The organism is Rhodococcus maanshanensis NBRC 100610 (assembly GCF_001894865.1).
In the GTDB taxonomy this organism is placed as follows: domain Bacteria; phylum Actinomycetota; class Actinomycetes; order Mycobacteriales; family Mycobacteriaceae; genus Rhodococcus_G; species Rhodococcus_G maanshanensis.
Window position 1 is genome coordinate 126,054 of sequence record NZ_BCXA01000021.1, and the last position, 11,341, is coordinate 137,394.

Here is an 11,341-nt window from a genome sequence, read left to right on the forward strand (position 1 = left end):
TGAGTGGAACCAGAAGTCCCGGTAAGTATCATGTTGTGACCGTCCGGTGTGGCGGTGAGCGCAGATGTGAGAGGCAGGGTTCAAGTAGGTGAGCGACGATCAGACTCCGGGCCCAGTGCCTGAAGGTCGCGCTCCCTGGGAACGACCGCTCTCACACGTGAGCCGGCCCCAGCACCGGCCCGAGTCGCAGCAGCCGCCCACCCCCAACCGGCCGGAATCCGGCCCGCCCGACCAGCAGCGGACCGACAGCGGCCGGATCGGCCACAGGCACAGCGAGCCCGGTGAGCACACCGAGCGGCTGTCTGTCTCCGACCTGGTGAACCGTGTCAGCCCGCCCCCGGCCGACAGCGGCAGGATGAAGACCCCCGCGATGTCGCCGCTACCGCCCGCCCGCCCGCGGCAGGATCCGGTGCCCGACCCGCCTGCCGCGCCGACCACCGGCTGGTTGCGCCGGGCGGAACCCGAACACGTCGGTCCAGCCGTCGGTGAGCCGGCCCGCGTCGGCGCGCCGGGCGAGACCCGGCTCTCCGCGAGCAAGAGCCGCAAGCAGAAACGGTGGCGGGTGCTCGGCCGCAGCGCCGTCGCGGTGGCCGCGGCTGCCTCCGTCGGGATCACCGGTGTCGCCTGGGGCTACCTGCGCAACACCGACAACGGCTTCAGCCAGGTGGCCGCGCTCGATCTCGACAGCACCGACGTCGTCGACCCGGGCGGGCAGACCGGCGACGAGACCTACCTGATCGTCGGCACCGACACCAGGGCGGGTGCGAACGGCGGCGTTGGTGCCGGTTCGGTCGCCGATGCCGAGGGCGCCCGCGCCGACACGGTGATCCTGGTCAACATCCCGGCGGACCGCAGCCGGGTCGTCGCGGTGTCGTTCCCCCGCGACCTGGACATCGCTCGGCCCAGTTGCGCGGACTGGAACAGCGACACGGGCCAGTACTCGACCGAGATGAACCCGGCGGCGGACAACGACAAGCTCAACTCGGCGTACGCGTTCGGCGGGCCGAAGTGCCTGGTCAAGGTGATCCAGAAGATGTCGGGCCTCAAGATCGGCCACTTCGTGGCCATGGACTTCTCCGGTTTCGAGTCGATGGTCAACCAGGTCGGCGGGGTGGAGGTCTGCACGACCACACCCCTGATCGACGGGGAGCTCGGAACCGTACTGCCGAACCCGGGCAAGCAGACGATCGACGGCGCCACCGCGCTGAACTACGTCCGTGCCCGCAAGGTCGAGGCCGAGGGCAACGGAGACTACGGCCGGATCAAGCGCCAGCAGATGTTCCTCTCCTCGCTGCTGCGCGGGGCGCTGTCCAACAAGGTGCTGTTCGACCCGGGCAAGCTCAACGGCTTCATCAACGCCTTCACCCGCGACACGTTCGTCCAGAACATCGACACCAAGTCGCTCGTGATGCTGGGCCGGTCGCTGCAGAACGTGGACGCGGGCGCGGTCACGTTCCTCACCGTCCCCACCGCGGGCACCAACGAGCTGGGCAACGAGATCCCCCGCCAGGACGACATCGACGCGATCTTCCAGGCGATCATCGACGACGAACCGCTGCCGGGCGAGGAGCGCAAGGAAGCGCCCCCCTCCTCCACGCACGCGGCCCCGAAGCCCGCCGCGCCCGCGCCGCCTGCGCTCGAGGCGGTCACCCCGACCGACGTCTCGCTGCAGGTGTCCAACGGGTCCGGTGTCACCGGGCTCGCCGCCACCGCCGCCGACGACCTCGGCGCGTACGGATTCCAGATCTACAGCGTCGGGAACTACAGCGGCACCAGCACGAACACGCTGGTCCGCTACTCCCCCGGGCTCGAGGCGGAGGCGGCGACGGTGGCGTCCTCCCTCCCCGGTGCGGTGCTGCAGGAGTCCACCGATCTGGGCGGCATCGTCGAGGTGGTGCTCGGGTCGAGCTTCTCCGGGGAGGTCGCCCAGCCCAAGTCCGTCGGCGCCCCGCTGACCCCGACGCTGGCCCCGAAGAGCGCCTCAGCCGCCGACACCCTGCCCGCCGATCTGGCGTTCACCAATGCGGCAGACGATTCCTGCGCATAACGGGCATTTACCCCCCTGACGTGCACCGTCATTCATGCCGCGTTAACCCAATGACCGTGACTTGGTATCCCACACACCGTAGGCTTTGATTCCATGCGCGTGGCTTACAACGAACAGATGACCGAGCTCGCCGACATGCTCGGCGAGATGGCGGGCCTGGCTGGCGCGGCGATGGAGCGGGCGACGCAGTCGCTGCTGCAGGCCGACCTGTCGCTCGCCGAGCAGGTCATCAGCGATCACGACCAGATCACCGAGCTCAGTGTCGCCTGCGAGGAGCGGGCGTTCGCCCTGCTCGCGTTGCAGGCGCCGGTTGCCGGTGACCTCCGGTCCGTGGTCAGCGGAATCCAGATCGTCTCGGACATCGACCGGATGGGGGCGTTGGCGCTGCACGTGGCCAAGATCGCGCGCCGCCGACATCCGAACCACGTGCTCCCCGAGGAGGTCAACGGCTACTTCGCCGAGATGGGCCGGATTGCGGTCGCACTCGGGGCAGGCGCGCGTGAGGTCCTCGAGACCCGCGACCCCGAGCGGGCCGCGAAGCTCCGCGAGGAGGACGACGCGATGGACGATCTGCACCGCCACCTCTTCAGCGTCCTGATGGACCGGGAGTGGAAGCACGGCGTGGCCGCGGCCGTCGACGTGACCCTGCTCGGACGGTTCTACGAGCGCTTCGCAGATCACGCGGTCGAGGTCGCCCGGCGCGTCATCTTCCTGGTCACCGGCAAGATGCCCGTCGACCCCGACGAGACCACCTCGCTGGAGTCCTGACCGCACCGGGTCGAACCCGACCACCGACACAGACGCCCCGACCGGTTCCCGGTCGGGGCGTCTGTCGATGGTGTGCCCGTGGCCTTCACGGTCCACCTCGGCGACCACCGGGCATGATCGATCCGTGACCTCATCCGAGATCTACCGGCGTTCGGCGGGTGTGTTCGCCGCGGCCTGCGGCCTGCTGGGCGCGGCGGCGCTGCTGGCGTCGCTCGTCACGGTGGAGGTCCGATTCGTCGTCCTGTTGGCCGGTTGGACCCCGGTTCTGATCGGAACAGCCCTGCTTGGCGCGGTCGTCGCGACGATCGCCCGCCAGTGGGCCGCCCAATGTGGGTGTCTCGTCGTGTGCGCGCTCGGGGCGTGGCTGCTCGGACCGCTGTACGTCGCGGGCACGGGCGCCGGCTCCCCGGACGCGGACGGTCCGCCGTTGCGGGTTCTGCAGGCCAACGTCAAACTGGGACAGGCGGATCCGGACCTGTTGACGGATCTGGTGCGGGACCGTGACGTGGACGTCCTCACCGTGCAGGAACTGACCGACGAGGCCGTCGACGGGCTGGGAGCCGCCGGGCTCGACGACCTGCTGCCCCACCGGTTCGCGATCTCATACGGGCCGAACGGCCTCGGCGGCGGAATCTACAGCCGCTACCCGCTGTCGAACACCCGGGTCCTCGACGGATACCTGTCCGCCAATCTGGCGGCGGACCTGGACGTGGGGCTGCGAGAACCCGTGACGCTGTTCGCCGTTCACCCTGCGCCCGCGTACCTGTTCCCCGCGCCGATGTGGGCGGGCGAACTGCGCGACCTCGGCGCCGAGTTCGCGAACGCCGCCGAACGCGACAACGTCATCGCCAGTGGAGACTTCAACGCGAGCTACTCCCAACGCCAGTACCGTGCGCTGCTCACCGCCGGCTACGCCGACGCCGCAGACCAGGTGGGAGCCGGACTTGTCCCGACGATGCCGGCCCACCGGTGGTATCCGGCGCTGGTGGGGATCGACCGCGTCATCACCAAGGGCGCGGTCGCGACCGGCCTCGAACGCGTCTCCATCGCCGGCTCGGACCACCATGGCGTGATCGCCGACATCCGGCTGGTGGACGACGCCGCACGGTGATGCAACACGCGCGAACGGGCTGTTATCGGAGCATCGCCCGAGAGCGTCGTCCGAGAACAGCCCGTTCGACCGCCGGCTATCCGAAGCGGCCGGAGATGTAGTCCTCGGTGGCCTTCTGCGTCGGGTTCGAGAAGATCTTCTCGGTGTCGTCGATCTCGACGAGCCGGCCCGGCTTGCCGGTGGCCTCGAGATTGAAGAACGCGGTCTGATCGCTGACCCGGGCGGCCTGCTGCATGTTGTGCGTGACGATCACGATGGTGAAGTCCTTCTTCAGCTCCGTGATCAGGTCCTCGATGGCCAGCGTCGAGATCGGGTCGAGCGCCGAGCACGGCTCGTCCATGAGCAGCACGTCGGGCGAGACCGCGATCGCGCGGGCGATGCACAGACGCTGCTGCTGGCCGCCGGAGAGCCCGCCACCGGGCTTGTCGAGACGGTCCTTGACCTCGTTCCACAGGTTGGCGCCGCGCAGCGACTGCTCGGCGACCTCGTCGAGCTGCTTCTTGTTGCGCACCCCCTGCAGCTTCAGCCCGGCCACAACGTTGTCACGAATCGACATGGTGGGGAACGGGTTCGGACGCTGGAACACCATGCCGATGGTGCGGCGGACGCCGACCGGGTCGACCTGCGAGCCATAGATGTCCTCGCCGTCGAGCAGGATGGCGCCCTCGACGCGAGCACCGGGGGTGACCTCGTGCATGCGGTTGAGCGAGCGCAGCACCGTCGACTTGCCGCAACCGGAGGGGCCGATGAAGGCGGTCACGTTGCGCGGGGGCACGGACAGACCCACATCCGCGACGGCGTGGAACTTGCCGTAGTAGATGTTGACGTCCTTGAGATCAAGACGCTTGGCCATGGTGGTGGCTCCCTCGGGGTTGTGTGAGCGTTGTACTGAGATTCGGTCGCTGCGCAGGCTTCGCTCCTGCCCTCATCGTGATCACTTGCTCCTGACCCGGGAGAGGTGACCGATCGCCTTCGCCGCGATGTTCAGCACCGCGATCAGCATGATCAGCGTGAGCGCCGCGCCCCAGATACGGCTGGCGCCCGCGTCGGTCGGGTTGTTCATCTCGGCGACCATGACGCCGGGCAGCGACCCCATCTCGCCGTTGAACATGTCGAAGTTGATGAAGGGCGCGTAGCCGACCAGGATCAGCAGCGGCGCGGTCTCGCCGAGCACGCGGGCAAGGGCCAGCATGACGCCGGTGATGATGCCAGGCAGCGCGGTGGGGACGACGATCCGCATGATCGTCTTCCACTTCGGCACGCCGAGCGCGTAGGAGGCCTCGCGCAGATCCTGCGGCACGATTCGGAGCATCTCCTCGGTGCTGCGGACGACCACGGGGACCATCAGCAGGACCAGCGCCAGCGACACCGCGAACGCGGACTTGGGGAAGCCGAAGGTCGCGATCCACAGGGCGTAGATGAACAGCGCGGCCACGATGGACGGGACACCGCTGAGGATGTCGACCATGAACGTGGTGAGCCTGCCCAGCTTCGACGGGCCCGCGTACTCCACCAGGTAGATGGCGACGAACAGCCCGAGCGGGATCGACAGCGCGGCGCACACCAGTCCCTGGATCAGGGTTCCGATCAAGGCGTGGTAGATGCCGCCGCCGGTGGCGGAGGCGGACAGGCCGCTGAACGAGTTGGTGAACCAGGTCGCGCTGGTCATCGCGGGCAGGCCGCGGACGATCACGGTGTAGAGCACCCACACCAGCGGCACCAGCGCGACCAGCACCGCGAGGGTCACCAGCACCGCCGCCGTCATGTCGGCGAAGCGTCGCCGCCCGCTGACACCCTGGAAGGTCGGCTTCTTGACGGGTCGATCGAGGGTCACCGTCATGTCAGGCCCTCTTTCCGGCGATCGCGGCGCGGGCCGCTGCGTTGACCACGAAGGTCAGGATGAACAGCACGAGGCCGACCGCGATGTAGGCGCCGGCCTGGATCTCGTTGTTGAACTCGGCGTAGCCGAGCGCGATCTTCGAGGCGATGGTGGAACCGCTGTCGAACAGCGACCATCCGAACGCCTTCGAGGTGGTGCGCAGGATCATGTAGAGCGCCATCGTCTCGCCGAGCGCCCGGCCGAGGCCGAGCATGGAACCGCTGATGTAGCCGGACTTCCCGAACGGGATGATGGTGGTCTTGACGACCTCCCACTTGGTGGCGCCGAGCGCCAGCGCCGCCTCGATCTGGGAGGTCGGGGTCTGCACGAAGACCTCACGGGTGACCGCGGTGATGATCGGCAGGATCATCACCGCGAGCACGATGCCCGCGGTGAAGATCGTGCCGCCGCCCGCGATCGAGCCGGAGCCGGTGGCGAACAACGGGATCCACGACAGGTTCTCGTTGAGCCAGACGGCCAGCGGCTTGATCGCGGGGGCGAAGATCAGCAGGCCCCACAGGCCGTACACGATCGACGGCACGGCGGCCAGCAGGTCGATCACGTACGCCAGCGGCCGCGCGAGCTGCTTCGGCGAGTACTCGGTGAGGAAGATCGCGATGCCGAGCGCCACCGGCATCGCCAGCACAAGGGCGAACACCGACACGAGCACGGTGACCTGGAACAGATCCAGGACGCCGAACGCCATGCTGTTGATGTTGTCGGTGTCCCAAGCGCTGCTGGTGAGGAAGTTCACCTCGTTGCGGGCGAGTGCGGGCACCGCCCGCCACACCAGGAACGCACCGATCGCGGCGATCAGCACCGAGATGAACACGGCCGAGCCGGTCGCCATCGAGGTGAAGACCCGGTCACCCGGGCGCGTCACCGTCTTGGACGAGGCTGCAGGTGTTGGAGTGATCGGTGCCTCCGGTGTTCCGAGCGGACCGCCCACCCCGGCCCCGGCATCACCGGGGGTGGGGGTGCGAGGTGCCGATTGGGTGGGCGCGTCGCTCATCTGCGCTCGCAATCTTCTTCGTTTGAATATAGAGCCTGGACCGGTCGGAACACTCAGCCGATGGCCGAGATGGACGCGTTCAGCTTGTCCTTGACCGTGGCGGGCAGCGGCACGTAGCCCTGCGCGGACAGCTCCGACTGGCCCTCGTTGGCGGCGCTGGTCAGGAACGACTTGACGGCCGCGGAGGTGTCGGCGTCGTAGCCCTTGGAGCAGACGATCTCGTAGGTGGCCAGGACCAGCGGGTATGCGCCCGCCTCGGTGGTGCCGTAGATCGAGTTCAGGTCGAGAGTCAGGTCGCCGACGCCCTCGGTCTTGAAGGCCGCGCCCTCGATCGCCTTGCTCGCCGAGTCCTCGGTCAGCGCAACCGCGCCCGCGCCGCTGTCGATCTGGGCGGCCTTGAGCTTGTTCTGGTCCGCGAAGGACTTCTCGACGTAGGTGATCGAGCCGGGCGCGCCCGCGACGGCCTGCGCGACGCCTGCCGAACCCTTGGCGCCCTCACCGATGCCGCCCTTGAAGTCGGAGCCGGCGCCCTGGGTCCACGCGCCCTTCGAGGCGGTGGTCAGGTACTGCTGGAAGTTGTCGGTGGTGCCCGAGGAGTCGGAGCGGACGATCACGGTGATGTCCTGGTCCGGCAGGGTGGCGCCGCTGTTGAGCGCGGCGATGGCCGGGTCGTTCCACTTCTTGATGCCGCCGTTGAAGATCTTGGCGATGACCTCGCCGTTGAGCGTCAGGTTGTCGACGCCGTCGATGTTGTAGGCGAGGGCGACCGGGCCGAAGACGAGCGGCAGGTTCCAGGCGTCGTTGCCCGCGCAACGCTCCTTGGCAGCGGCAGCCTGCTCGGCCTTGATGGCGGAGTCGGAGCCGGCGAAGTCGATCTGCTTGGCGATGAACTGGGTGCGCCCGTCGCCGGAGCCGCTGGGGTTGTAGGCGACGTTGACGGTCTTGCCCTTGTCCTTGCACACGGCGATGTAGGTGGAGGTGAAGGCGTCCATCGCGTTCTTCTGCGCGGAGGAACCCGCCGCGGACAGCGTGTCCTTGCCCTCACAGGCGGCGTTCGAGGCGGAGGTGTCCACCGTCGTGCCGGAGGCGGAGTTGTCGTCGCTGCCGCACGCGGTCAGGGCCATGGCACCTGCGGCCAGCACACCGAACATCGCAGCACTGCGCTTGAGGTTCACGCTATTTCCTCCGGGAGGCTCAACTTCACGCCCGTGTCGGGCGGTGTTCCGTGGCGCAGTCCGCGTCAGCGCTGCACCAGGCAGCACGGCGCCGCCCAACGAGAAAGGTAGGGGCAGGTGGTGGACAGAGCGTCCCAGAATGGTGAACGGAGGGTGAACTCATGGCCGGGTGAGGCAGATCTCACCCCGTACCACGGCAAACAGCCCGTCAGGCGTAGGCGACGTCCACGTGAAACCGCTCGAATCCGAGCCGCTCGTACGTGTGCAGCGCGGCGACGTTGTCCGCCTCGGTGTACAGCAGCACGGTCCCGAGGCCCCGCTCGCGCAGGTAGCGCAGACCCGCGACGGTGAGCAGTCGACCGAGGCCCCTGCCCTGCGCCGCCGGGTCGACCGCCACCACGTACACCTCGCCGAGTTCGCCCGATTCGGACGTCGCCGGGTGCACCTTGGTCCAGTGGAATCCCAGGAAGGCGCCGGTCTCCGCGTCGGCCGCGATGAACAGGCCCTCGGGGTCGAACCACGATTCGGCGCGCCGCTCGGCGATCTCCCTGTCGGTCCACGATCCCTGCTCGGGATGCCAGTCGAAGGCGGCGGCGTTGACGCGCAGCAACTCGGCGTCGTCCTCGGGCCCCGCGTAGGTCCGCAGGATCACGCCGTCGGGAACGGCGACGTCCGGCAGCTCCGGCCGGTCCAGCGGTCGACGTAGCTGCAACAGCTCGCGGACGGGACGCAGGCCGAGGTGCGCGGCGACGGCACGGGCGGCGGGCAGGTCGCCGTGGGCCCAGACCCGGGCGCCCTCGCCGCCCTTCGCCAGGGCCTCCCTGACCAGCCCCCGGCCGATCCTGGTTCCCCGATGAGCCGGGTCGACGGCGACCTCCACCATCGCCGGGTGCTCCCCGTGGGGCGGTTCGAGACTCGCATAGCCGACGATCGAATCGTCGAGCGTCCACAGCAGGTGCCGCGACAGTTCCGATTTACCGGCGATGTGGTGCACGGCCTGCTCGGAGAGCGGCGCGGTCCCGTCCGCAGCGAGCGCGCGGTCCAGCACACCGTGGACCTGCGCGACCTGGTCGTCGTCGAGCAGATAGAACCAGCTCCTGGCCGCCTCTGGCATCTAGTGCCTCGCTCCCGAAGTCAATTGATGGTTGCCGGGGATCCACGTGGATGCATCGCAAGGCGGAGGAGTCCCAGGTAGCGGGGTTCTACCTGGGACTTCGACAACGCAGCGAGGCGCCGCGTGGGCCCTGGCAACCGCGAGAAGACTTCGGGCGCGGGTCACTAAAGGACCGTCCCGTTGGCAGGCGTCAGCTCCGAATCGTCGACCGCGCCGCCGTCGTCGTCACTCTGGTCGTCGGCGGGCTGGGGCGCGGTGCCCGACTTGCGGCTGGGCCGCACGGCCTTGTAGCCGACGTTGCGGACGGTGCCGATGAGGGCCTCGTATTCCGGGCCGAGCTTGGCGCGGAGCCGTCGCACGTGCACGTCCACCGTGCGGGTGCCGCCGAAGAAGTCATAACCCCAGACCTCCTGCAGCAGCTGCGCACGGGTGAACACGCGGCCCGCGTGCTGCGCGAGGTACTTGAGGAGCTCGAACTCCTTGTAGGTGAGGTCGAGCGGGCGGCCACGCAGCCGCGCCGTGTAGGTGCCCTCGTCGATGACCAACTCGCCGAGCGTGATCTTGCCGGAGCTCTCCGGGCTGGCGACGCCGCCGCTGCGCCCCACGAGGAGCCGGAGCCGGGCGTCGAGCTCGGCGGGCCCGGTGCCGGGCAGCAGGATGTCGTCGAGGCCCCAGTCCGCGTTCACCGCGACCAGTCCGCCCTCGGTGAGAACCGCCACAACGGGAACCGCGGACCCGGTGCTGCCGAGCAGCCGGCACAGGCCGCGCGCGGCGGCCAGATCGGTCCTGGCGTCGACGAGCGCGACGTCGGCGGATCCGGCCTCGAGCAGCGAGGCGACTTCGGTCGGGGCAGGTCGCACGGTATGTGCCAGGAGCGCAAGTGAAGGCAGCACCGACTCAGGGTGTGGGTCCGAGGTCAGCAGGAGCAGCTCCACGCGGCCTCCCCTTCTCGCCGTTTCATGTGCCCGGGCACGGCCGACAGTGACGCGATACTCGAACAGACTAACGTGTCGCGCTCGGCGGGCACCCCACACAGCCCCGTTCCGGTCAGCAACAATGGTGCGGTGCGGAAACTGATTCTCAGCCTGGTGTTGCTCGTGGCGCTCGCGGTGGTCGTCGACTTCGGCGCTGCCGCCTACTCCGAGTATCGGGTCTCGCGGAGCCTGCGCGAGGGCGGCCAGCTGAATTCGGACCCAGCTGTGACCATCGGCGGTTTCCCCTTCCTCACCCAGGCCGTGAACGGCAAATACGACAATGTCGAGATCCGCGCGCAGGGCGTCGACAGCCAGATTCTCGGCGAGGTCACCATCGAGGCGAACCTGCGTGGGGTGAACATTCCCGCATCCGACCTGGTGAACGGCAGCGTCAAGACAGTTCCCGTCGACCAGCTCGACGGGCGGATCCTGATCGACGCCACCGCACTCGGCCAGTTCCTCGGGATCCCCGACCTCCAGGTGTCCGCACCGCCTGCGGACAAGTCCGACGGCACCGGCGGATCCGGCGGTTCAGGGATGACCACCTCCGGAGGCGTGGTGCTGACCGGCACGGTTCCGATCGGACCGCTGTCGGCGGCCGTCAGCGTGCAGGCCGACCTGCTGCTCGACGGCGAGGACGTCAAGATCGTCGCGACCGACCTCTACTTCGGCCCCGAGGGCAAGGCGGACTTCACCGTCCCCGCACCGTTCAAGCCGGCCGTGCTCGGGCTGTTCACCCGCACCGTCGAGGCCCAGCAGCTGCCCTTCGGCGTGCTGCCCACCAAGGTCTACGCGGAGGGATCGCAGGTCGTGATCGAGGGCACCGGCGAGAACGTGGTGATCAACCTCGACGATCTGCAGGCACCGTGACCGGCCTGCTCGTCCTCGCTCTGGTCCTCGTCGCGGCTGCGGCGGCGGGGCTGGTGCTGCGGGCCCGATCGGGCGCGGTGCGGGCCACCGCCCCGTCCGATTCCGGCTCCGACACCCGCCGGGCCCTGCTGGCCGAGGCCGGGGTCGCGGGTGCGGGCCCCGCGGTCCTGCACTTCTCCGCCGACTGGTGCGGGCCATGCGCGGCCGTCCGGCGGGTGATCGGGCAGGTCCTCGAGACGCTCGACGGGGAACTCGACCCGGGCACGACGCGGGCCGTGGAGATCGAGGTCGACATCGACGAGAACCCCGCGCTCGCAGCCGAACTCGGTGTCCTGTCGCTGCCGACCACGTTCATTTTCGACGCCGCTGGGGTACAGCGGTACCGGGTGTC

At 68.9% G+C, this 11,341-nt stretch carries 11 protein-coding genes; 5 read left to right on the top strand and 6 right to left on the bottom strand.

The window, feature by feature from the left end; translation table 11 throughout:
- Positions 1-88 precede the first annotated feature (88 nt).
- From RM1_RS11910 to RM1_RS11920, 3 genes are all read left to right on the top strand, one after another.
- Positions 89-2,047, top strand: coding sequence for an LCP family protein (locus RM1_RS11910; protein WP_072751537.1), 1,959 nt, complete (start codon positions 89-91; stop codon positions 2,045-2,047).
- Positions 2,048-2,140: 93 nt separating this feature from the next.
- Entirely contained in the window at positions 2,141-2,815 is a 675-nt protein-coding gene (gene phoU / locus RM1_RS11915) for a phosphate signaling complex protein PhoU (RefSeq protein WP_027503381.1), read from the top strand.
- A gap of 124 nt (positions 2,816-2,939) precedes the next feature.
- The gene (locus RM1_RS11920; protein ID WP_072751538.1) at positions 2,940-3,926 is read left to right on the top strand and encodes an endonuclease/exonuclease/phosphatase family protein; all 987 of its coding nucleotides are present in this window, start codon (positions 2,940-2,942) and stop codon (positions 3,924-3,926) included.
- A 76-nt stretch (positions 3,927-4,002) separates the two neighbouring features.
- Here RM1_RS11920 and pstB read toward each other — a convergent pair whose 3' ends face one another.
- The 6 genes from pstB to RM1_RS11950 all read right to left on the bottom strand — a co-directional run bounded on the left by pstB (position 4,003) and on the right by RM1_RS11950 (position 10,041).
- Positions 4,003-4,779: a phosphate ABC transporter ATP-binding protein PstB gene (pstB, locus tag RM1_RS11925; RefSeq protein WP_027503383.1), complete on the bottom strand. Its 777-nt coding sequence runs from the start codon at positions 4,777-4,779 to the stop codon at positions 4,003-4,005.
- An 81-nt stretch (positions 4,780-4,860) separates the two neighbouring features.
- Positions 4,861-5,766 (bottom strand): phosphate ABC transporter permease PstA, encoded by a 906-nt coding sequence (gene pstA / locus RM1_RS11930; RefSeq protein ID WP_027503384.1) that lies wholly within the window; start codon positions 5,764-5,766, stop codon positions 4,861-4,863.
- Between the two features lies 1 nt (position 5,767).
- Complete coding sequence (gene pstC, locus RM1_RS11935) at positions 5,768-6,817, bottom strand: phosphate ABC transporter permease subunit PstC (protein ID WP_027503385.1); 1,050 nt, start codon at positions 6,815-6,817, stop codon at positions 5,768-5,770.
- Positions 6,818-6,870: 53 nt separating this feature from the next.
- The gene (gene pstS, locus RM1_RS11940) at positions 6,871-7,992 is read right to left on the bottom strand and encodes a phosphate ABC transporter substrate-binding protein PstS (protein WP_072751539.1); all 1,122 of its coding nucleotides are present in this window, start codon (positions 7,990-7,992) and stop codon (positions 6,871-6,873) included.
- 208 nt (positions 7,993-8,200) lie between these two features.
- The gene (mshD, locus tag RM1_RS11945) at positions 8,201-9,106 is read right to left on the bottom strand and encodes a mycothiol synthase (RefSeq protein WP_072751540.1); all 906 of its coding nucleotides are present in this window, start codon (positions 9,104-9,106) and stop codon (positions 8,201-8,203) included.
- Positions 9,107-9,270: 164 nt separating this feature from the next.
- Positions 9,271-10,041 carry a winged helix-turn-helix transcriptional regulator gene (locus tag RM1_RS11950; RefSeq protein ID WP_072751541.1) on the bottom strand — a complete coding sequence of 257 codons (771 nt, stop codon included), beginning with the start codon at positions 10,039-10,041 and terminating at the stop codon, positions 9,271-9,273.
- A 129-nt stretch (positions 10,042-10,170) separates the two neighbouring features.
- Here RM1_RS11950 and RM1_RS11955 point away from each other — a divergent pair, with 129 nt between their 5' ends.
- A complete protein-coding gene (locus tag RM1_RS11955; protein WP_072751560.1) occupies positions 10,171-10,950 on the top strand; it encodes an LmeA family phospholipid-binding protein in 780 nt (259 codons plus the stop codon).
- Positions 10,947-11,341, top strand: a 395-nt coding sequence (locus RM1_RS11960; protein WP_072751542.1) for a thioredoxin family protein, incomplete at its 3' end; no start/stop codon positions are given. The genes RM1_RS11955 and RM1_RS11960, both read left to right, overlap by 4 nt.

Excerpts from the sequence above, each read along its gene's own strand:
- phoU (WP_027503381.1), top strand. The coding sequence starts at position 2,141 with ATGCGCGTGGCTTACAACGAACAGATGACCGAGCTCGCCGACATGCTC.
- pstB (WP_027503383.1), bottom strand. The coding sequence starts at position 4,779 with ATGGCCAAGCGTCTTGATCTCAAGGACGTCAACATCTACTACGGCAAG.
- pstC (WP_027503385.1), bottom strand. The coding sequence starts at position 6,817 with ATGAGCGACGCGCCCACCCAATCGGCACCTCGCACCCCCACCCCCGGT.
- pstA (WP_027503384.1), bottom strand. The coding sequence starts at position 5,766 with ATGACGGTGACCCTCGATCGACCCGTCAAGAAGCCGACCTTCCAGGGT.
- mshD (WP_072751540.1), bottom strand. The coding sequence starts at position 9,106 with ATGCCAGAGGCGGCCAGGAGCTGGTTCTATCTGCTCGACGACGACCAG.